General features: G+C 63.0%; 18 protein-coding genes and 1 pseudogene. 14 read left to right on the top strand and 5 right to left on the bottom strand.

Features of this window, described 5'->3' with window-relative positions:
- Positions 1 to 42: 42 nt before the first annotated feature.
- The 6 genes and pseudogenes from IB277_RS28375 to IB277_RS28400 all read left to right on the top strand — a co-directional run bounded on the left by IB277_RS28375 (position 43) and on the right by IB277_RS28400 (position 4,632).
- On the top strand, positions 43 to 1,038 hold the full coding sequence (locus tag IB277_RS28375) for an SLAC1 anion channel family protein (protein ID WP_034787853.1): 996 nt from the start codon (positions 43 to 45) through the stop codon (positions 1,036 to 1,038).
- Entirely contained in the window at positions 1,038 to 1,997 is a 960-nt protein-coding gene (locus IB277_RS28380; RefSeq protein ID WP_034787850.1) for a GlxA family transcriptional regulator, read from the top strand. The genes IB277_RS28375 and IB277_RS28380 overlap by 1 nt, the downstream gene beginning before the upstream one ends.
- A 45-nt stretch (positions 1,998 to 2,042) precedes the next feature.
- A pseudogene (locus IB277_RS28385) lies at positions 2,043 to 2,420 on the top strand (amidohydrolase family protein); the annotation flags it as partial.
- Positions 2,380 to 2,667, top strand: a complete 288-nt coding sequence (locus IB277_RS28390) for an ABC transporter permease subunit (protein WP_371813699.1) — start codon at positions 2,380 to 2,382, stop codon at positions 2,665 to 2,667. The pseudogene IB277_RS28385 and the gene IB277_RS28390, both read left to right, overlap by 41 nt.
- Positions 2,618 to 3,505 carry an ABC transporter permease gene (locus IB277_RS28395; RefSeq protein WP_210333189.1) on the top strand — a complete coding sequence of 296 codons (888 nt, stop codon included), beginning with the start codon at positions 2,618 to 2,620 and terminating at the stop codon, positions 3,503 to 3,505. The genes IB277_RS28390 and IB277_RS28395 overlap by 50 nt, the downstream gene beginning before the upstream one ends.
- A 2-nt stretch (positions 3,506 to 3,507) precedes the next feature.
- Positions 3,508 to 4,632, top strand: a complete 1,125-nt coding sequence (locus IB277_RS28400; protein ID WP_192372191.1) for a P1 family peptidase — start codon at positions 3,508 to 3,510, stop codon at positions 4,630 to 4,632.
- A gap of 36 nt (positions 4,633 to 4,668) precedes the next feature.
- Here the strand turns inward: IB277_RS28400 and IB277_RS28405 are convergent, their stop codons facing one another.
- Positions 4,669 to 5,547 carry a helix-turn-helix domain-containing protein gene (locus tag IB277_RS28405; protein WP_060517825.1) on the bottom strand — a complete coding sequence of 293 codons (879 nt, stop codon included), beginning with the start codon at positions 5,545 to 5,547 and terminating at the stop codon, positions 4,669 to 4,671.
- Between the two features lie 94 nt (positions 5,548 to 5,641).
- Here IB277_RS28405 and IB277_RS28410 point away from each other — a divergent pair, with 94 nt between their 5' ends.
- The 3 genes from IB277_RS28410 (at position 5,642) to IB277_RS28420 (ending at position 9,127) form a co-directional block, all read left to right on the top strand.
- Complete coding sequence (locus tag IB277_RS28410; RefSeq protein ID WP_192372193.1) at positions 5,642 to 7,204, top strand: 4-hydroxyphenylacetate 3-hydroxylase N-terminal domain-containing protein; 1,563 nt, start codon at positions 5,642 to 5,644, stop codon at positions 7,202 to 7,204.
- Between the two features lie 8 nt (positions 7,205 to 7,212).
- Positions 7,213 to 7,725: a flavin reductase gene (locus tag IB277_RS28415; RefSeq protein ID WP_192372195.1), complete on the top strand. Its 513-nt coding sequence runs from the start codon at positions 7,213 to 7,215 to the stop codon at positions 7,723 to 7,725.
- A 148-nt stretch (positions 7,726 to 7,873) separates the two neighbouring features.
- Complete coding sequence (locus IB277_RS28420; RefSeq protein WP_090426072.1) at positions 7,874 to 9,127, top strand: sensor domain-containing diguanylate cyclase; 1,254 nt, start codon at positions 7,874 to 7,876, stop codon at positions 9,125 to 9,127.
- 84 nt (positions 9,128 to 9,211) lie between these two features.
- Here IB277_RS28420 and IB277_RS28425 read toward each other — a convergent pair whose 3' ends face one another.
- A complete protein-coding gene (locus IB277_RS28425) occupies positions 9,212 to 9,919 on the bottom strand; it encodes a YitT family protein (protein ID WP_034787819.1) in 708 nt (235 codons plus the stop codon).
- Between the two features lie 164 nt (positions 9,920 to 10,083).
- Positions 10,084 to 11,811, bottom strand: coding sequence for an amidohydrolase family protein (locus IB277_RS38985; protein ID WP_060517820.1), 1,728 nt, complete (start codon positions 11,809 to 11,811; stop codon positions 10,084 to 10,086).
- Positions 11,812 to 11,988: 177 nt separating this feature from the next.
- Here IB277_RS38985 and IB277_RS28435 point away from each other — a divergent pair, with 177 nt between their 5' ends.
- A complete protein-coding gene (locus IB277_RS28435; RefSeq protein ID WP_060582286.1) occupies positions 11,989 to 12,891 on the top strand; it encodes a LysR family transcriptional regulator in 903 nt (300 codons plus the stop codon).
- A gap of 45 nt (positions 12,892 to 12,936) precedes the next feature.
- Here the strand turns inward: IB277_RS28435 and IB277_RS28440 are convergent, their stop codons facing one another.
- Both IB277_RS28440 and IB277_RS28445 read right to left on the bottom strand, forming a co-directional pair.
- Positions 12,937 to 14,415, bottom strand: coding sequence for an aldehyde dehydrogenase (locus tag IB277_RS28440; RefSeq protein WP_060582287.1), 1,479 nt, complete (start codon positions 14,413 to 14,415; stop codon positions 12,937 to 12,939).
- A 71-nt stretch (positions 14,416 to 14,486) separates the two neighbouring features.
- Positions 14,487 to 15,938: an APC family permease gene (locus IB277_RS28445; RefSeq protein ID WP_060582288.1), complete on the bottom strand. Its 1,452-nt coding sequence runs from the start codon at positions 15,936 to 15,938 to the stop codon at positions 14,487 to 14,489.
- A 297-nt stretch (positions 15,939 to 16,235) separates the two neighbouring features.
- On the opposite strand from IB277_RS28445, the gene IB277_RS28450 reads away from it, so the two are divergent.
- From IB277_RS28450 to IB277_RS28465, 4 genes are read left to right on the top strand one after another with little or no spacing between them, the layout of a single operon-like run.
- Positions 16,236 to 17,018, top strand: a complete 783-nt coding sequence (locus IB277_RS28450) for an IclR family transcriptional regulator (protein WP_060517815.1) — start codon at positions 16,236 to 16,238, stop codon at positions 17,016 to 17,018.
- Positions 17,018 to 18,271 carry a Tm-1-like ATP-binding domain-containing protein gene (locus IB277_RS28455; protein ID WP_060582289.1) on the top strand — a complete coding sequence of 418 codons (1,254 nt, stop codon included), beginning with the start codon at positions 17,018 to 17,020 and terminating at the stop codon, positions 18,269 to 18,271. Before IB277_RS28450 ends, IB277_RS28455 begins: the two co-directional genes overlap by 1 nt.
- Positions 18,268 to 18,942 (top strand): HAD family hydrolase, encoded by a 675-nt coding sequence (locus tag IB277_RS28460; RefSeq protein WP_371813700.1) that lies wholly within the window; start codon positions 18,268 to 18,270, stop codon positions 18,940 to 18,942. Before IB277_RS28455 ends, IB277_RS28460 begins: the two co-directional genes overlap by 4 nt.
- 2 nt (positions 18,943 to 18,944) lie before the next feature.
- Positions 18,945 to 20,300 (top strand): aspartate aminotransferase family protein, encoded by a 1,356-nt coding sequence (locus IB277_RS28465; RefSeq protein ID WP_060582290.1) that lies wholly within the window; start codon positions 18,945 to 18,947, stop codon positions 20,298 to 20,300.
- Positions 20,301 to 20,302 lie beyond the last annotated feature (2 nt).

Consider the following 20,302-nt stretch of genomic DNA (forward strand, 5'->3'; position numbering starts at 1 on the left):
TGTTTTAATCCTGTCAGCACTCTTTCGGACAGGAATAATCCAATGACCGTTCAATCCATGGACCTCTCGAACAGCACGCCGTTGACCCGCAGGTCGATCTCGCAGCTTCCGATCAACCTGTTCGCCTCGGTAATGGGCATAACCGGCCTGAGCCTCGCCTGGCGCGAAGCCACCAGGACGATCGGTCTGCCGGCCCTTCCCGGCGAATATGTCGGCTGGCTCGGGACTTCGATCTTTCTAAGCCTTGCGCTCGGCTACGCTTTCAAGTGGCACCGCCATCCGGCCACGGTCGCCGCCGAATTCGCCCATCCGGTTCAAAGCAACTTCTTCGCAACGGTCGCAATCGGCTTGCTTCTGCAGTCAGCTTTTCTGAACCGCTATAGCCCGCTGCTGTCAGAAGTCGTCTGGACGGCTGCGTCGGCGCTGACCTTCGCCCTCGCCTATGTCGTCGCCAGGGGCTTCCTCGGCCGGCAACAGTCGCGCGATACGACGCTGCCGCCGCTGCTCATCCCCGGTGTCGCCACTCTGGATATCGCCGTTACCGGCCACGCCATGCCGTTCGCCTGGGCACATGAGGTCAACATGCTTGCCTTCTCGGTCGGCAGCGTCATCGCCGCAGTCTTCATTGCGCTGATCTTCTCGCGGTTGCGCCATGAAGATCCACTTCCGGCGCTGGCTCGGCCGTCTCTCATGGTTCTGGTCGCCCCCTTTGCCGTCGGCTTCCTCGCCTATACCAATGTCACGGGTTCGGTCGATCTCTTCGCCACGGTCCTGTTCTACTTCGCGCTGTTTCTGATGCTCGTCCTGTCGCCGATGGTATTCCGCTCCCATGTCCCCTTCAGCGTCGGCTGGTGGGCGATCAGCTTTCCGCTTGCTGCGCTCTCGATCGCCTTCTTCCGGTATGCTGCGTCTGCCGAGAGCACCGTCCTCACCGGGCTGGCTGGACTGTTCTTTCTGTTTCTGGCTGGCGCGATTGCGGTTGTCTTCTATCGGACGATCAGCATCATCCTCACCGGCAGATTGTTCGAGGTTCGCTAATGGCCGTTCACAAAGTCGCGATCGTCGCAATGCAGGGCGTCCAGCTCCTCGACGTTATCGGCCCTTCGGACGTGTTCGCGGAGGCCAACCGTCAGAGTGGCACCGACCATTATTCGGTGGAGGTCGTCAGCGCCTCCACCGCCCCGGTGCGTGGGTCTTCCGGGCTGACCCTCCTTCCCGACCGTGCGATGGATGACGGCATTGCCGACATCGATACCCTGCTGGTTGCCGGGGACCCGCTCATTCACGAACGACCGCTTCCGATATCGCTTCTGACTTGGGTGAAGGACGCATCCGCCCGTGCCAGTCGCTTCGGATCGGTATGCTCCGGCGCCTTCGTGCTCGGCGAAGCGGGCCTGTTGAACGGCAGGCGGGCGACGACGCATTGGTCGCAAGCGGCGGAATTCGGCAAGCGCTTTCCGGAGGTGAAGCTCGAGCCCAACCGCATCTTTACCAAGGACGGCAATGTCTGGACCTCGGCGGGCGTGACAGCCGGCATCGACCTCGCACTTGCCATCGTCGAAAAGGATCTCGGCCTGCACATCGCCTTGAAAGTCGCGCGTGAACTTGTTGTCTTCCTCAAGCGACCCGGCGGCCAGACCCAGTTCAGCACGCTCCTTGCCGGCCAGCTTGCGCAGAAGACCCCTATTCGCGCGGCGCAGGACTACATTGCCGACAACCTCTCTGCCGATCTCGGTGTCGGGGCGATCGCCAGGCGCACCGGCATGAGCGAGCGAAACTTCTCCAGGCAATTCAAGCAGGAGGTGGGCATGACGCCGGCTGACTATGTTGAGAGCATGCGGCTTGAGGCGGGGCGCAGATTGGCCGAAGACACAAGCATCCCGCTCAAAAAGATTGCGACCGATATCGGCTTCCATGACGATATCGCCTTCCGTCGTTCCTTCGTTCGTCGATTCGGCACGTCGCCGGCGGCTTATCGAAAGAGCTTCGGCTCCTAAGCCTCGCTCAAGGCCCGCGCCGTTACCGCCACCGGAGAAACCAGCATGTTCGACCTGATCATCCGCAATGCCAATCTTCCGGACGGACGGCTTGGCGTCGATGTCGGCGTCAAGGGCGGCAAGATCGCAGCGATCGAGATGGCTCTTGCCGCGACAGCGGGCGAAGAAATCGACGCCACCGGCCGCCTGCTCAGCCCGCCTTTCTGCGACCCGCATTTCCACATGGACGCGACGCTGTCGCTCGGACTGCCGCGCATGAACGTCTCCGGCACGCTGCTGGAAGGCATCGCGCTCTGGGGCGAGCTGCGCCCGATGTTGACCAAGGAGGCGCTGGTCGCGCGGGCGCTGCGCTATTGCGACCTCGCCGCTCGGCGCCGGCCCCGTGCGCACCTTCTTGCGCATCATCCTGCCCTTAACCGCACCCGGCATTGCCGGCGGCGCCGTCATCGTCTTCATCCCGGCGCTCGGCAACTTCGTCGTGCCGGCGGTGCTTGGTGGCGCCAAGGTGATGATGTTCGGCAACCTCATCGAGCAGCAGTTCCTCGCCGCCCGCAACTGGCCCTTCGGTGCAGCACTGGCGATGATGGTGATGAGCGTCATGCTGATCATGATGATCGCCCATGTCATCCTTTCCGGACGGCGCGGCGCTGCCGCCGCACTGGCACGGTGAGGCGCCCGTGAAGATCGCTCGATCCCTTTTTACCGGTGGCCTGCTTGCCTACACCGGCTTGTTCTTCGCCTTCATCTACATCCCGCTCGTGGTCATCGCCGTCTATTCGTTCAACGCCAATCCGGTGAACATGATGACCTGGACCGGGTTCACCACCGAATGGTACGCTCAGGTTCTCGGCTTCAAGACCAAGGTCTCCGAGAGCGCGCTCTACATCGAATCGACGGGGCAGCTGCTGCAGGCGGTGTGGAACAGCCTGGTCATCGCCGCCTCGACAACGGCCATTGCAACCGTCTTCGGCACGGCGATCGCGATTGCGCTCTACCGCTTCGAATTTGTCGGCCAGCGCTTCTACCGGGTGGTGATGTTCATGCCGATGCTGATGCCGGATATCGTGCTCGGCATCGCGCTCCTGATCTTCTTCGTCAATTCCGGCATCCGGCTGGGCCTGACGACGATCATCATCGGCCAGTGCACCTTCCTGATCTCCTACGTCTTCATCGTCGTCTCGGCCCGCCTTGCCGGCATGGATCGCACGTTGGAACACGCGTCGGCCGACCTCGGCGCCAACGAATGGATGACCTTTCGTCGGGTGGTGCTGCCGCAGCTTTTCCCGGCGATCGTCGGCGGCGCGCTGCTCGCCTTCATCATCTCGATGGACGATCTCGTCATCACCTATTTCATCGCCGGCGTCGATGTCACGACGCTGCCGATGTTCATCTTCTCCATGCTTCGGCGCGGCATCAAACCGGAGATCAACGCCATCGCCGTGATGATGCTGACCTTCTCCTTCGTCGTCGCCTCGCTCGGCCTTTACCTTCGCTCCCGGCAGAAATGATCATGAACGACAAAACCTCTACGCCCTCCAGCGCCCGCGCCCGCGATATCGGCCTGCCCTTTGCCGGCCGCACCGGCCGCTTCAACGCCATCACGGATGTCGAAGGCATTGCCGTCGGCTTCCGCACTATCGAGGAGCAAACGCCGCGACCCGGCCGAAAGCGCCCGGTGCGCACCGGCGTCACCGCCATCCTGCCGCATGCCGGATCGGAAACACCGGTCCCGGTTTATGCCCGGGTGCACCGCTTCAACGGCAACGGCGAAATGACCGGCACCCACTGGATCGAGGATGGCGGCTTCTTCCTCGGACCCGTGATGATCACCAACACCCATGCGGTCGGCATGACCCACCACGCCACCATCCAATGGATGCTGGAGCGCTACAGGACGACCTACGACACCGATGATTTCCTCTGGCTGATGCCGGTGGTCGCCGAAACCTATGACGGCGTTTTGAATGACATCAACGGCCAGCCGATCACGGAAGCCGATGTGCACGCCGCACTCGACGCTGCCGCGTCCGGCCCGGTCCAGGAAGGCAATTGTGGTGGCGGCACCGGCATGATCGCCTATGGCTTCAAGGGCGGCACCGGCACCGCCTCGCGCGTCGTTGAATTCGGCGGCCGCGACTACACGATCGGCACGCTGGTCCAAGCCAATCACGGGCAACGCGACTGGCTGACGATCCGCGGCGTTCCGGTCGGCGAACACATGCGCGACGGCACGCCGCAAAGCCAGATGCAGGAGCGCGGCTCGATCATCGTCGTGATCGCGACCGACCTGCCGATGGCACCGCATCAACTCAAGCGCCTGGCGCGACGGGCGGCGATCGGCATCGGCCGCAACGGCACGCCCGGCGGCAACAATTCCGGCGACATCTTCCTCGCCTTCTCCACCGCCAACACCCAGCCGATGGCCCACAGGGCGCCGCCGCGACTGTCGCTGGAAATCGTCAACGACGAGCTGCTTGACCCCGTCTATCTCGCGACCGTCGACAGCGTCGAAGAAGCAGTGGTGAACGCGATGATCGCGGCCGAAGATTCCGGCGGTACAGCCCATGATCGCTTCAAGATCCAGGCGATCCGGCATGAGCCTCTGATGGCGGTTATGCGGGCCTATGGCCGATAACCGACGGACTTGGCGATACCTCTCGGAGCCGGTGACTTAGCCGGCTCCAGGCGAGTTCAACCGCGCACGGCGCCAGTCGCTCGGGGCTTCGCCGACCCTCAGGCGGAAGAAGCGCGAGAAATAGGCGGCGTCGGCAAAGCCGATCTCATAGGCAATGTCTTCGAGTGGCCGGACCGTAAAGAGCAGTAGGCGCTTGGCCTCGAGCAATCGCCGCTCGTTGATCAGTTCCTTCACCTGCATGCCGAAGGCATCCCTGCTCGCCTTGGCAAGCAGGTGCGGCGTCGTGGCAAGCGCATCGGTGTAGTGCCCGACGCTCCAGTTCTCGCGGAAACGCAGATCGATGAGCCGGCGCAGTTCCGTGGCCAGCATCGCCTGTGTCGGCTGGGCGGTGGGCGGTGCTGCGGCTGCCAGGCGAGCGATCTGGGTCAGCACGGCGGCGACCAGAGATGCCAGCATCCGCTGCGTGCCCGTGGCACCGCCGGCGTACTCATCAGCGACGATATCGAGCAGTTCCGCAAGACGGCGCCAATGCCGGTCTTCACCGTCGCCACGGATCATCATGGGCGTATCGAGCGCCAGCGTCGTTTGCTCGCGGATAGAGAGCAGCGCACCATCGGCAATCGAAACGACAATCGCGTCGCTCGTCTCTGGATCGACCGAAAACCCGTGCACGATGCCGCTCGGCACGAAGCTGATGGCGGGTGCGGAAAAGTCCAAAGGCTTGTCGTCGATGAAGTAAGTTCCCCCGCCGCTCAGCCAGTAGGTGATCTGTCCCATCTGGTCGTGCTTGTGCGCCTTGACCTGGCCCTGATGCAGGTTCCGCCGCGCCATCACCGTCTCGACATGGAAGAACCCGGGCTCGACCTTCTGCTCCGGTTCGCCATAGACGAAGAAACTTGGAATGCTGCTGCTCATGTTCCACCCGAAAAAGTCCAAGTCATTTTGCCATTCTGTCCATGGCCGCTGCCGATTTCAACGCCTAGCCTTGACGAAACTCAAGGAGGAGAAAATGAGAGCAGAGGATTTCCGCGCCGACAGGGCGCGGCCCTTCACCGGCGCCGAATATCTGGAAAGCCTGCGCGACGGCCGCGAAGTCTATATCAATGGCGAGCGCGTCCACGACGTCACCAGCCATCCGGCCATGCGCAATTCCGCCCGGTCGCTCGCAAGGCTCTATGACGCGCTGCACGACCCGGCGAAGAAGGATATCCTGACGTCACCGACCGACACGGGCTCGGGCGGCTACACCCACAAATACTTCCGCGTCGCCCGCTCCTCCTCCGATCTTGCGGCACAGCAAGGCGCGATCGCCGAGTGGGCACGCATGTCCTATGGCTGGATGGGCCGCACCGCCGACTACAAGGCGGCGCTGATGAACACGCTGGGCGCCAATGCCAACTGGTACGGGCCGTTCAAGGACAATGCGCTCGCGTGGCACCGACGCGCCCAGGAAGCCGCCCTCTTCATGAACCATGCGATCGTCAATCCGCCGATCGATCGCCACAAGCCGGCGGATGCGGTGAAGGACGTGTTCGTCCACATCACCAAGGAAACGGATGCCGGCATCTACGTCTCCGGCGCCAAGGTGGTCGCAACCTCCTCTGCGCTGACGCACTACAATTTCCTCGCACAGAGCTCGGCGACGGTGACCGAGGATCCCTCGCTCTCCGTCATGTTCATCGTTCCGATGAACGCGCCGGGCATCAAGATGTTCTGCCGGGTCTCCTACGAGCAGACGGCCAACACGGTCGGCCATCCCTTCGACTATCCGCTGTCGTCGCGCTTCGACGAGAACGACGCGATCCTGGTGCTCGACAATGTCTTCGTGCCCTGGGAGGATGTTCTGGTGCTGCGCGACGCCGCCAAGATCCTCTCCTTCCACCCGGCCTCCGGCTTCATGCACGGCTACTGCTTCCAGGGCTGCACCCGCTTCGCGGTGAAACTCGACTTCCTCGCCGGCCTGCTTGCCAAGGCTTTGAGGGCGACTGGCGGCGACGCCTTCCGCGGCAACCAGGCGGCGCTCGGCGAGGTCATTGCCCTTCGACACATGTTCTGGAGCTTCTCCAACGCCATGGCGCACAACCCCATTCCCTGGGCCGACGGCGCGGTGCTGCCCAATCTCGAAGCTGCGCTTTCTTACCGCACCTTCATGTCGGAGGCCTATCCGCGCGTCGTCGAGACGATCCGCAGGGTCGTCGCCTCCGGCCTGATCTACCTGCCCTCCTCGGCGCGCGATTTCGGCAATCCCGAAATCGATCGTTACCTGGCGCAATATGTGCGCGGCTCCAACGACATGGGCCATATCGAGCGCATCAAGATCATGAAGCTGCTCTGGGACGCGACCGGCACCGAGTTTGGCGGGCGGCACGCGCTTTACGAACTCAACTATGCCGGTGCACCTGAAGAGGTGCGGCTGCAGGTGTTGAAGGGCGCCGAGCGCGGCGGGCGCCTGAAGGAGATGGAGGCGCTCGTCGATCAGTGCATGTCCGACTACGACGAGAACGGCTGGACCGGCAATACCTGGCTGCCGCCGCTCGACGACAAGGCCACCCTTCGCAGCGCAGCCGAGTGAGGCCGGCCATGGAACCGCTCGTTTCAAAGACCGAGTTTCGCAATGCGATGGCGCGGGTCTGCGCGCCGGTCAACGTCATCACCACCAATGGACCCGCCGGACGCGGCGGGTTCACGGCCACCGCCATGTGCTCGGTAACCGACGAGCCGCCGACGTTGCTTGTCTGCATGAACCGGAACTCCACCCAATGCGGGCTGTTCATCGACAACATGCGCTTTTGCGTCAACGTGCTCAGCCACGACCATCGGGATCTCGCCGGCCATTTCGCCGGCGCGACGCAGGACATGGCCGCACGCTATGCCGCCACCGACTGGGTCGAGATGCAATCGGGCAGCTTCGCCGTCAAGGATGCGATCGTTTCGCTCGACTGCGAACTGGCCGAGGCGCGGCTCTTGGGAACGCACCATATCCTCATCGGCCGGGTCGTCGGCATCCGCTCGCGCAGCGATGGTAATGCGCTGCTCTACTTCGACCGCAACTATGTACACGTGCCGACGCAGCTCGGAAGTTTCGGCGGTTAAGCACGGACGCAGCGTCGCTGGTTCGGTACAAACACAGCATCTTTCGCCACAGAGCCGGCGCAATCCACATCCAGTTGCTGTTCAGCGCCTTTTGTTTTTTCCCTAAAACGCGTCTATTGCCGGGCGTGGAATGAGAAAGGAAAACGGAATGGTGGTTGCTGGGCCAGCCGGACGTCCGACGACGGACGCGAAAGGCAGGGAATTCGATCGCTTGGCCGCCCTTGGACATCTCGATATCCTCGACACGCCAAGGGATGAAGGCCTTGAACGGGTCGTACGGCTGATCAAACAGGTCTTCTCCATAGAGATCGGCATCGTCTCCTTGGTCGATGCACATCGCCAATGGTACAAGGCCTGCTCCGGCCTTTCGGCCGACGAGGTCCCGCGTAAAGAGACCTTCTGCCGATATGTCGTCGCCTCCGAGGAGCCTCTCGTCGTCCACGACGCCACGAAGGATGCACGCTTTTCGCAGCACCCTGCCGTGGCAGGCCCCGAACATGTCCGGTTCTACGCAGGCGTCCCGCTGAAGACGTGGGACGGGCATACAGTTGGGACCGTGTGCGCGATCGACCGCGCGCCACGTCAGTTCACTGAGACGGATCTTGCGATCCTGATGGAGCTGGCGGGCGTGGCGATGGACCGGATCGATCTGCTCCGCTCGGCCGCGACGGATGGACTGACCGGGACGCTGACGCGGCGCGCCTTCCGCGAGGAAGCGGACAAGCTGATCTCGCTCGCGGTGCGGCACCAGCATGACCTGTCTTGCATCGTCCTCGATGTGGACCATTTCAAGCGGGTCAACGACACACACGGGCATGCGGCGGGAGACGAGGTCTTGAAGGCCGTTGCCTCCATCTGCCAGTCCAATCTGCGAGCAAGCGACCTCTTTGGGCGGCTCGGCGGAGAGGAATTTGCCGTCATGCTGCCGCATGTCGACGCGACAGGCGCGCTGACGGCGGCGGAAAAACTGCGGGCAGCGATCGCCGCTCAGACGATCCACGGTGAATTCGGCCAGCTCGCGGTGACTGCGAGCTTCGGCACCGCCGCCCTTTCGGCCAATAGCAGGGATAACGCCACCTTGCTCGCCCAGGCGGATGCGGCGATGTATCTCGCCAAGGCCGGCGGACGAAACCGCTGCGTCGAATGGAGCAGTCTCGAAGCCGGCTATCCGCTCGGTCCGCGCCAGCGCGTGCTGAAGGCCGGAACCATTCTCTTCGACGACAGGCATTCACGGATCGACTGCACGATCCGGTCGCTGGGCGCCGATGGCGCGGCGGTTACGGTTTCGAATTCCGCCGGCATACCACCGGAACTCGTTCTGGTGGTCGCCGGCGACGGTTTCGAAACCAAGTGCCAGGTGGTGGCACGGGACCGGCAGAACCTCGAACTCGCTTTCGGATAAGCCTGTTCGCCCGTAAGCAGAGATCACGACACATGATGAAGGGGCGCCGGTTGGGCGCCCCTTCTCGCATCTTTGCGCGGGATGCTATTCCGCGGCCGCTTCCAGGCCCTTCGGCGAAGGTGTCGCCTTGCCCTGGAACTTCCTGAACAGGAAGAAGTAGAGCTTGATGTACTGCCCGACGAGAATGGCGTTCAGGATCGTGCCTTCGCGGATGAACTTGACCTCTGCGAGGAAGAGCAGACCGATACAGGCCGACAGAACCAGCAGCGTGCAGTCGAAGCCGGTCTTGATGTTGCCCCACTTCCAGCCGGTGCGCTTGAAGATGGTGTTGACGAACATGTCGATCGGCATCAGCACCAGATTGGCGCGGATCATCAGGAACAGGCCGAAGGCGAGCGCCGCATCGGCAAAGACCAGCAGCGCCACCCGCAGCGGATAGGCCTCGAGCTTGATGAACTCGGTGATCCCCAGGTTGAAGTCCAGGAAAACCGCCAGCACGAAAGCCGGGATCAGCGAGGCGAAGTTCTTGAGCTTGAAGTCCTTGGGCAGGACCAGATAGGTCAGGAACAGCATGATCAGTTCGAGCATGAAGTTGTAGGTGCCCTGGCTGAAGGGCGGATAGACCAGCGTCATGGTCCGCGTCAGGCTGCTCTGGGGTGAAATGCCGATGCCGGCCCGGATCGCCAGGCTGACACCGAAGGTCAGCACATAGATGCCGACGACATACATGATCCAGCGCCGCGTCAGGCTGCCGGTATCGACGATTTCGGCTTCCGCCGCATTATGTGCCATTGTTTCCTCCCTCGAAACGAGGCGGAGCTCCTTACCCCGCCGGCCCATCGCCCCCTCAGCGATGCGCTTTTAAATCTTTCGGCATGTCCGCCCATTGTCGCGGAAGCACGCCACTTTCCAGGCAGACGGACGCCGAAACGCCCGTCTCCTTTTTCTGAATGGCTCTAGGCCATGAAGCGGAACCGGTGCAACGAGATGAACAGGCTGAGCAGCTTGTTGACCACCGGTTCGCCTTCGTTGCGGTTGCCAAGAGCTTCGAGCGCCGCATCGATCGCAGCGGCACTGGCCGTCAGTTGCTCGACGCTCATGTTCGCCATGACCCCGTAGATCTCCAGCGGCATGACGGCCTTTTCCACCCTGTCGTCGGTGACGATGCAGGCGCCGGCATGGGTATCGACCCGCTTGAGGCAATGGCACATCTCGGCGCTGTCCTGACCGACGACGACGAAATAGGGCTTCGGCGCCGGCCAAAAGGTCGCCACTGCGCCACGATCGACATGAACGCCCTTGAAAAGCCCGTTCACCACATGGCGTTTGCCGTCGGCATAGCGCTGGACGACCGACAGCCGGCTCATCTTCTTGCCCTCATGCTCGACAACGACCTTGCCATCCTTCAGCGGAACCCAGATTTCCTGGTAGAATTTGGCGTGGCCGCGGCCGTAGACATCGAACAAATAGACCTTGGCCTGCGTGCCGTCTTCCGACACTTCCAGGGGCACGATGTCCAGTTGCTCCGGCGAGAGATCGGCGAGGCCGGAAACGCCGTCCTTGCACATGCCGGAATAGTCGATGTCGGCATTCTTCAGCAGCTTGCGGTCTTTTGCGACCAGTTCGCCATCCTTGAACACGTAGAGCGGATTGATCTTCGACAGGCTGTCGGTCAAGACGATATCGGCGAACCGGCCGGGCGTCAGCGAACCGATCTTGTCTTCCATGTGGAAAGAACGCGCGGTGTTGTAGGTCGCCATCTTGATCGCGTGGATCGGGTTGATGCCCATTTCGGCTGAGAGCGAAATGATCCAGTCCATGTGGCCCATGGTGAGCAGTCGCTCGATCGAGATGTTGTCGGTGCAGAGCATGAAATTGTCGGTCGGCCATTTGCGGTCGACGATCGCGCGCAACAGCACCTTGATCACCTCGCTGCTGCCGACCCCGAACTTGATGTGCGTCGGGAAGCCGTAGCGAATGCTCTTCTCGATATCCTTCTCGTTCCAGACGTCGTGATTGTTGGAGACGCCGATCGCCGGCAGATAGTTGAGGATCATGTCGGAGAGCGCCGTGACGCCCCAGTGGCCGTTCATAAAGCCGCCCTTGGCGCGGACCCAGGCCGCCTTGCGGAAATCGTCGTCGTTGCCGGAACTGTAGGTGAAGTGCTCGAACTCCCCGAGGCCGATCACCGGTTCCATCTTGAGCACGGCTTCCGTCACCGATGCCGCCGTCTTCTTGCCCGGTGCGAAGGCATAGAGCCGGTAGGGCAGCTGCTCGTAGTCCCGGAAAAGGCTCTCGGCCGCTTCGATGCCTTCCTTGCCCGCGGCGCTGAGCAGATCCAGGCACTCGGCATAGATCGTCGTCGTGCCGCAGGGAACCATCGCCTCGGCGAGCGCCGTCGGGTGCGCGAGCTGGGATTCGAAATGGATATGCGCGTCGATCAGGCCGGGGATCGCATAGAGGCCCTTGCCGTCGAAGACTTGCTTGACCTTCAAGACGGTCTCGTCGGGGTTGAGCGCAACGATGCGCTTGTCGTAGACGAGAATGGACCCCTGGTAGACGGTCTCTCCATGAACATCGAGGATGTTCAGGTTCTTCAAAAGAAGATCCGCCTCCCGCTCGCCGTTCAGGATATCGAAGATGGCGCGCACCTTTTCGTAATGCGCGGCTTCAGTCTGGTTCACGAATAGTCCTCCACTTTCATAGTCGTCGGCGCCTGCCCATAACCCGCCATATTCAGCGGGTGCAGTGCCGGCAGCGCGCCCCTCGCCAACCATAAGAAGTCATTGCACCGCTTCCGAAAAGCAGTATTTTCTGCTCGTACCGTTCGCTTTTCGAGAACGATTAAATTGGGGAAGACCATGCTGCATTCACGCGTGCTGCGCTATATCGACGAGGTGGCGCGCTCAGGCTCGATCCGCGGGGCGAGCGAACGGCTGAACGTCGCTGCCTCGGCCATCAACAAGCATGTGTTGCAGCTTGAGGAGGATATCGGCGAGCCGCTGTTCGAGCGGCTGCCGCGCGGCCTCAGGCTGACGCCGGCCGGCGAAATCCTCGTCGCGCATGTGCGCCGGACCATGAAGGAATACAGCCAGGTCGAAGCCGAAATTCGCGATATCAAGGCGCTGCAGAGCGGCGAGGTGATCATCGCCACAATGAACGGCCTTGCCGGCGGCATCGTGCCGAAGGTGGCTGCGATCTTCGGCGCACGCCATCCACGCCTCAAGATCACGATCCGGGTAATGTTCGCCCGCGAGATCGTTCAGGCGGTGGCCGGTGGCGAGGCCGACCTCGGCTTTGCCTTCAGTCTCCCGCCGACGCCGCAGATCGAGACACTCTGGAAGATGGACACCCGCCTCGGCGCGGTCGTTGCTCCTGAACACCCGCTCGCCGGCATGGAATCATTGCCGCTGGCCTATTGCCAGCCCTACCCGCTGATCTTTGCCGACAAGTCGATGCAGATCCATGGCATCGTCGCCGACGCCTTCGCTGAGGCCGGGCTGACAGTCGAGCCGAGCTATCTCACCAATTCCATCGAGGCGATGAAGTTCCTGGCCGCGGCCGGCGACGGCATCGCTTTCCTCAGCAAGTTCGACATTACCGAGGAACAGCGAAACGGCGTCCTGACATACCTGCAGATCCGTGACCGGACTTTTGCAAAGAACGTGCTTTCGCTGGTGCAGCGGGAAAGACGCGGCCACGGCCTGGCCGCCGCCATGTTTGCCGAAGAGATCATCCGGGCCTTGCGGGCGACGATGGAATAGCCTTCTTACCCGGCCCAACGCCGATACGGTTTGTCGTCCCGGGGGTCAGAGCTGAATCCAGGCGGTCTTCAGATCGATGTATTTGTCGAGCGCGTGCAGCGACTTGTCGTGACCATTGCCGGACTGCCTGACGCCACCGAGCGGCACTGTGTTGTCGGCGCCGCCATAGGTATTGACGTGCACCACGCCGGCGCGGATGCCGCGCACCATGCGGTGCGCGCGTGACAGGTTCGCAGTCCAGACGGCCGACGCCAGACCGTAGTCGGTCGCGTTGGCGATCCGGAGTGCGTCGACCTCGTCATCAAACGGTATGACCGCAAGCACGGGGCCGAAGACCTCCTCCTTCGCCAGCTTCATATCCGGCTGAACGTCGAAGACAGTCGGCTGCATGTAGGAGCCACCGGTTTCTTCGAGGATGCGCTTGCCGCCGGAGCGCAGCCTTGCACCTTCAGCCTCGGCCTCTCTGACGAAATCGAGGTTCTTCTTGAGTTGAACCTCGCTCGAAATCGCGCCGGCCTCGGTCGCAAGAAGCAGCGGGTCGCCGACCTTCACGGATCCTGCGATCGCTGCCACCTTCTCGGCGAAGGCTTCGTGAATGGAGCGCTCGACAAGCAGCCGCGAACCGGCAACGCAGACCTGGCCGGAGTTGCGGAAGATGCCATAGGCGGAAATGCGCGCGGCCTGGTCGAGGTCGGGTGCGTCGGCAAAGACGACGTTCGGCGACTTGCCGCCGAGTTCGAGATAGACGCGCTTCAGGTTCGAGCGCGCGGAATATTCGAGCAGCCGACGACCGACGCCGCCGGATCCGGTAAAGGCGAGAACATCGATATCGCCATGAAGGCCGATCGCCTCGCCCGTGGTCGCGCCGCGACCAGTGACGACATTCAAGACACCCTCTGGCAGACCGGCCTCGGCGCAGATCTCAGCGAGCCTGAGCAGGCTGAGCGAGGCGCCCTCGGCCGGTTTCAGCACCACGGAATTGCCGGCGGCAAGCGCCGGCGCGATCTTCCAGGCGCCGATCATCAGCGGAAAATTCCAGGGAACGATCGCGGCGACCACGCCAATCGGTTCGCGGTGCACGAGACCGAGAATATTGTCGGCCGTCGGAGCGATCTCGCCATAGACCTTGTCGAGCGCCTCAGCATAGTAGCGGAAGGTGCCGGCGGCACTGCCGGGTTCGGCCTTCAGCGCCATAGAGATTTCCGTGCCATTGTCGCGTACGCCGAGAACGGCCAGCTCGAGTGCCTGCGCCTCGATGATCTCGGCAATGCGCGTGAGAACCTTTTTGCGCTGGGCCGGGGCAGCCTTCGACCAGCTTCCCTTCTCGAAAGCGGCGCGGGCGGCCTGGACCGCGGCATCGACATCACCGGCTGCCGCGTCGGCGATCGTCGTCAGATGCCTGCCGTCGATCGGCGAGACGACATCGAGGCTTTGACCGGAGAGGCTCTCCTGCCAACGCCCCCCGATGAACAGTTTTTGGGCCGCAACGGGCAGGTTGCGCAATTGATCGATCTTGTCCTGCATCGTGTCCTGTCCCGTTTGGTTTGCAGGGATGGCGGCGGGCCGCCATCCCCAAAAGCGATATTCCCGAGAGATCAGATCTCCTGGCCGGCACCCAGGCGGGCGAACTCAATCGGATTGCCCGATTTCAGCGAGGCCGCCAGGAACAGCCCGATGACCCCAAAGATCACGACGAGCCCCGGCAAGAACACCGCGAGCATGCCGGTAGCGCCGGCGAGATCGCCGAAATTGGCCGCGATCGCGATGATGACGGCAACGAGGATCAGACCGGTGACGACGGGAATGACCTTGGTGACCAGCGGGTTCGTTTCAAGCCCAGGATTGCGGTTGAAGAAGGCGACGATCGCAAAGGCGGTAAAGGCCATCAGCGTCATGACCGCAAGCGTGCCGACGTTGGTCAGCCAGGAGAACAGCGCCAGCACCGGGTCCTGGCCCGTTGCCGCAAAGAGCGCGACGATTAGCACGGCAATAACCGTCTGGATCAGCGAGCCGACATGCGGGCTGTGGTAGACAGGATGTGTGACGCCGATCGAGGCGGGCAGCAGGCGCTCGCGGCCGGCGACGTAGAGATAGCGGGCGACACCGTTGTGGAACGCCAGCACGCCGGCAAAGAGGCTCGTGACGAAGAGCACGTTCATCAACGGCGGCAGCCAGCCGCCGGCATAGCGTTCGGCGAGGCCGAAGAGAAAAGTGGTCGGATCGGCAAGGCCCTGCAGTTCGGGCACCAGCTTGTCCGCGCCGGCGGCGTTCACCATCAGCCACGAGGTGAACATGTAGAAGATGCCGATGATCAGCACCGAGATATAGGTCGCACGCGGCACGGTCTTCTCCGGATCGCGGGCTTCCTCGCTGTAGATCGTCGTCGCTTCGAAACCGATGAAGGCGGCGAAGCAGAAGAGAATGCCGATCGACGGCGAACCGGAGAGGATCGCCGAGGGCGTGAACGAAACCGTCGTCAATCCACCGTCGCCGCCCTTGGCGAGGATCGCGACGTCGATGACGAGCACGACCAGATATTCAAGGATGACGAGGACAGTCAGCACCTTGGCGGAGAGATCGACGCGGCGATAGCCGAGAATGCCGACTGCAGCGATGCCGATAAAGGTCCAGACCCACCAGGGCAGATCGATCCCCAAGCCGGCGAAAAGCCCCGCCGTTGCCGCGCCGAAGAGGCCGAAGACGCCGATCTGCATCGCGTTATAGGCAAGGATCGCGATCATCGCCGCGGCACCGCCCATCAGCCCGCCGAGGCCCTGTGCCGTATAGGCATAGAAGGCGCCGGCATTGCGGATATGCCTCGCCATGGCGACATAGCCGACCGAGAACAGAAGCAGGATCGCGGTGACGATCAGGAAGGTGCCGGGAATGCCCGCACCGTTTCCGAGCATCATCGACAATGGAACGCCGCCGGCAACCGCGGTTAGCGGTGCAGCGGCGGAAACGACGAGAAAGGTGACGGCGCCGACGCCGAGGGCGTTCTTGCGCAATTGGTTCGCCCCGGTCACGGGCGCAGGCGAATTGGTCATGGTCTTGGCTCCCCTTGCTGGCGCGAACGCCTTTTCGCCTCCGGTCCTTCTCTCCGGCGGCTGCTCCCTGAAGCGGACTTGAGGCGCGGGGCTTGCTTTTTGTCTTTGCCGCGCAAGTCTTTCGGTTCAATATTTGAACCTTAGCTTCAAATATAGACTTGCAAATTGCATCTGGCCCTGTCAAGTTATTTCGCATGTTAAGTATCTCGACCCAGAACGACCGGGAGAGCGGGTCTACCGCTCCTTAGGAGGGAACAGGCAAGAGGACTGACGGGGCGCTCGACAACGGAGGAATGGATGAGCACCATCGGTAAGGCCCTGACTTTGCTCGACGCGATCTCGCGCCTTGAGAAAGAGGCGGGGTTGAGCGACATCGCCCGCCACTGCGGGCTCGACAAGGCGACGGCCAGGCGCTTCCTCGTCGAACTGGAAAAACACGGCTTCGTCGAGCAGGACGTGGAAACGCGCCGTTATCGGCTGGGCGGTGCACCGGTGCGGCTCGCCCGTATCCGCGAGGCGCGCTTTCCCTATCTGAGCGTGGCGACCCCTTTTGCGCGGGAACTCGCAAGCCTTGCGGGCGAGACCGTCCACCTCTCCGAATACGCCGCCGGCCGCCTCTCGACCATTCATGTGGAGGACTCGCAACGGGCGCATCGTGTCATCGTCGACGTCGGCAGCATCCTGCCCTTCCACGCGACCGCATCCGGCCTCGGCTTTCTCGCCTTCTGCCCGCAGAAGGAGATCGACGCGGCCCTGTCGGCGCCGCTCCAGGCCTTCACCGACCACACGCTGACGGATCCGGCCGCACTCCGCCAGACGCTCGGCGAGACGCTCCGGCGTGGCTACTCGATCTGCCATCACGGGCTTGAGACCGGCGTCGTCAGCGTCGCCGCCCCGATCCGTGCGCCCGGCACAACGCCGGTCGGCGCCATCGCTATCGCCGCACCTGCAACGCGTGCCGACAAGGAGACGGTGGAACAGATGGGGCGCGCCGCTATGGCTGCGGCAAGACGCATTTCCGAAAGACTTTTCGGGTTGGAGCAGGTTGCTGCCGATCCGCTGGCAAGGAGGGCCGGCTGATGAATGCAATGAACCGTCTCCCCAATATCCTGGTCGTGGGTACGGGAGACACCAAATGCGACGAACTCCAGTTCATGGCGTCCGTCATCCGCGAAGCCGGCGGACTGCCTGTGATGATGGATGTCAGCATTCTCGGCGACCCGCCCTATCAGCCTGATTACTCGCGCCACGACATTGCCGAAGCAGCCGGCGTCTCGATCGCGGCCATCGCATCCAGCGGCGACGAACACAGCGCCATGGCGCTGATGGCAACAGGTGCCGCCGCCCTTACCCGTTCGCTCTACGAGGCCGGCCAGGCCGATGGCGTCATCATTCTCGGCGGCTCCATGGGCACCGATCTGGCGCTCGACGTCGCCGCGGCGCTACCACTCGGCGTGCCGAAATTCATCGTCTCGACGATTGCCTATTCGCACCTCTTGCCGCCCGAGCGCATCGCGCCTGATCTGATGATGATCCTCTGGGCTGGCGGGCTCTATGGTCTCAACGGCATCTGCCGCTCGGTGCTCTCCCAGGCCTGCGGCGCGGTCGTCGGTGCTGCGCGGTTCGGTACAAAGCCGGATGGATCGCGGCCGCTGATCGGCATGACCTCGCTGGGATCGAGCTGCCTCAAATACATGAAATACCTGAAACCCGAACTCGAGCGCCGCGGCTACGACGTCGCCGTCTTCCATTCGACCGGCATGGGCGGGCGCGCTTTCGAGGCGATCGCGGCCGAGAAGGGTTTCACGGCCGTCTTCGACTTCTGCATCCAGGAGGTCAGCAACCACCATCACGGAACGGTCGTCACCTCAGGGCCGGACCGGCTTGAAAATGCCGGGCGAGCCGGCATCCCCCAGATCGTCGCGCCCGGCGCCGTCGACATGGTCGACCTGCCCGCCTGGCAGCCTGTTCCGCAAGCCTTCGCCGACCGCCCCTATCACGCCCACAACCGGCTGCTCGGCTCGGTCACCACGTCAGTCCAAGGGCGGCGCGAGATCGCTCGCGTCATCGGCGGCAAACTGGCCGGCACCGGCGCCGAAGTCGCCTTCATCCTGCCGCTCAAGGGGATTCAGGAGTGGGATCAGCCCGACGAGCCGCTCTTCGAACCGGAGGCGCTCGACGCCTTCATCGACGAGATGCGCCGGTCGATCCCGTCAGGCGTCGCGCTGCTTGAGGTCGACAGCCACATCAACGCCCCGGAATTCTCGAAAGCAGCACTTGCGATCTTCGACGACTGGGTGTCGCGCGGCATCGTGCCCGAGGGTCGGCCATGACGAAGAACATGACCGACAAGGCATTGATCCTCGACTTCGGCGGCGTCGTCACCCGAACGCTATTCGAGACCCACGACGTCACCGAGCGCACACTTGGCCTTGCGCCGGGCACGCTCACGTGGCGCGGCCCCTTCGATCCGGCGACCGACCCGCTCTGGGCCGCCATGCAGCGGCGCGAGATCACCGAACGGGACTACTGGACGACACGCACGCGCGAGATTGGACAGTTGCTCGACGAAGACTGGAGCGACATGAAGACCTTCGTGCAGCGGGCGCGCGGGGCCGAACCGGAGCTGGTGCTCAGGCCCGAGGCACGCGACGCGATCCTTGCCGCTCACAGGGCCGGCATCCGCCTCGCGATCCTCTCCAACGAACTCGACCTCTTCTATGGCGTCGCGTTCCGCGAGCGTTTCCCGCTGATCGAGCTCTTCGAGATTATCGTCGACGCCACCTACACCAACATCCTGAAGCCCGATCCGCGCGCTTACGAACTGGTGCTGAGCCAGCTCAGTTTGTCGCGCGAAGCCTGCGTCTTCGTGGATGACCAGTTGAAGAACATCGAGGGTGCGCGGGCCGTCGGCCTGCCTCACGTCCATTTCGACGTCACCCGCCCCGCAGAAAGCTATGCCAGAGCGCTTCAGATGCTCGGCCTCGAACTGACAGGAGCATGAGCATGCGCGAAACCAACTTCCTCATCGAGAACAACGCCCGCCACCTCTGGCATCCGATGGCGCATCCGGCCGAGATGCAGGCGACGCCGCCGCGCATCATCAATGCCGGCGAGGGCGTCGAGATCGTCGACATTCACGGCAAGAAGGTGCTCGACGCGGTCGGCGGTCTCTGGAACGTCAATCTCGGCTATTCCTGTGAACCGGTGAAGGAGGCGATCCGCCGCCAGCTCGACGACCTGCCCTATTATTCGACCTTTCGCGGCACCACCAATTCGCCGCTGATCGAGCTGTCCTACGAGCTCGCTGAATGGTTCCGCGAGGACGGGCTGACGCGCTCGTTCTTCACCTCGGGGGGCTCGGATTCGGTCGAGACCTGCCTGCGTCTCGCCCGCCAATACCACAAGCTCAACGGCCAGCCGGAGCGCACCAAGTTCGTCGCCTTGAAGAAGGGCTATCACGGCACCCATTTCGGCGGCGCCTCGGTCAACGGCAATGCCAATTTCCGTCGCAACTACGAGCCGCTGCTGCCCGGCGTCTATCATCTGCCGGCGCCCTATACCTATCGCAACCCGTTCGACACGACCGACGGCGCTGTCATCGCCAAGTCGATCGCGCGACTCTTCGAGGACGAGATCGCCTTTCAGGGCGCAGACACCATCGCGGCGCTGATCATGGAGCCGGTGCTTGGCGCCGGCGGCGTGATCGTGCCGCACGAGACCTTCATGCCGCTGATGCGCGAGATCTGCGACCGCCACGGCATTCTGCTGATTGCCGACGAGGTGATCACCGCCTTCGGCCGCGCCGGCGCCTGGACCGGCTCACGTCTCTGGGGCGTGAAGCCAGACTTCATGTCGACCGCGAAGGCGATCACCAATGGCTACTATCCCTTCGGCGCAGTGATGATCGCCGACAAGGTGGCCGAGGCTTTCGAAAGCAACAAGACGGCTGCCGGATCGATCGGCCATGGTTACACCTACTCCGGCCATCCGGTCGGTGCTGCGGCAGCACTCGCAACGCTGAAGGAGACGCGCAAGCAGAACGTGGCGGCGAATGCCGGTGCCCGCGGCGAGGAACTCATCGCCGGTCTCGAAGCGCTGAAGGAGCGGCACGAACTGATCGGCGACGTGCGTGGCAAGGGTCTGATGTGCGCGCTCGAACTGGTCTCGGACCGCGAGAAGAAGACCGCTGCGGCGAAGGATGTGGTGCAGAAGGTCCAGGACGTGACCTATGACGCCGGCGTCATGGTGCGAACCTCGGGCGCCAATGTCATCCTCTCGCCGCCACTCGTCATCACCGCCGGCGATGTCGCCCGTATTCTGACGGCGCTGGACGCCGGCCTCACCGCCGCACGGGGATAAAC

It is taken from the genome of Ensifer sp. ENS07 (genome assembly GCF_014852185.1).
Taxonomy (GTDB): Bacteria; Pseudomonadota; Alphaproteobacteria; order Rhizobiales; family Rhizobiaceae; genus Ensifer; species Ensifer adhaerens.

What these genes read in the sequence shown, in the direction of transcription:
- IB277_RS28375 (WP_034787853.1), top strand. Translation starts at nt 43, where the DNA reads ATGACCGTTCAATCCATGGACCTCTCGAACAGCACGCCGTTGACCCGC.
- IB277_RS28380 (WP_034787850.1), top strand. Translation starts at nt 1,038, where the DNA reads ATGGCCGTTCACAAAGTCGCGATCGTCGCAATGCAGGGCGTCCAGCTC.
- IB277_RS28395 (WP_210333189.1), top strand. Translation starts at nt 2,618, where the DNA reads ATGTCATCCTTTCCGGACGGCGCGGCGCTGCCGCCGCACTGGCACGGT.
- IB277_RS28400 (WP_192372191.1), top strand. Translation starts at nt 3,508, where the DNA reads ATGAACGACAAAACCTCTACGCCCTCCAGCGCCCGCGCCCGCGATATC.
- IB277_RS28405 (WP_060517825.1), bottom strand. Translation starts at nt 5,547, where the DNA reads ATGAGCAGCAGCATTCCAAGTTTCTTCGTCTATGGCGAACCGGAGCAG.
- IB277_RS28410 (WP_192372193.1), top strand. Translation starts at nt 5,642, where the DNA reads ATGAGAGCAGAGGATTTCCGCGCCGACAGGGCGCGGCCCTTCACCGGC.
- IB277_RS28415 (WP_192372195.1), top strand. Translation starts at nt 7,213, where the DNA reads ATGGAACCGCTCGTTTCAAAGACCGAGTTTCGCAATGCGATGGCGCGG.
- IB277_RS28420 (WP_090426072.1), top strand. Translation starts at nt 7,874, where the DNA reads ATGGTGGTTGCTGGGCCAGCCGGACGTCCGACGACGGACGCGAAAGGC.
- IB277_RS28425 (WP_034787819.1), bottom strand. Translation starts at nt 9,919, where the DNA reads ATGGCACATAATGCGGCGGAAGCCGAAATCGTCGATACCGGCAGCCTG.
- IB277_RS28435 (WP_060582286.1), top strand. Translation starts at nt 11,989, where the DNA reads ATGCTGCATTCACGCGTGCTGCGCTATATCGACGAGGTGGCGCGCTCA.
- IB277_RS28440 (WP_060582287.1), bottom strand. Translation starts at nt 14,415, where the DNA reads ATGCAGGACAAGATCGATCAATTGCGCAACCTGCCCGTTGCGGCCCAA.
- IB277_RS28445 (WP_060582288.1), bottom strand. Translation starts at nt 15,938, where the DNA reads ATGACCAATTCGCCTGCGCCCGTGACCGGGGCGAACCAATTGCGCAAG.
- IB277_RS28450 (WP_060517815.1), top strand. Translation starts at nt 16,236, where the DNA reads ATGAGCACCATCGGTAAGGCCCTGACTTTGCTCGACGCGATCTCGCGC.
- IB277_RS28455 (WP_060582289.1), top strand. Translation starts at nt 17,018, where the DNA reads ATGAATGCAATGAACCGTCTCCCCAATATCCTGGTCGTGGGTACGGGA.
- IB277_RS28460 (WP_371813700.1), top strand. Translation starts at nt 18,268, where the DNA reads ATGACGAAGAACATGACCGACAAGGCATTGATCCTCGACTTCGGCGGC.
- IB277_RS28465 (WP_060582290.1), top strand. Translation starts at nt 18,945, where the DNA reads ATGCGCGAAACCAACTTCCTCATCGAGAACAACGCCCGCCACCTCTGG.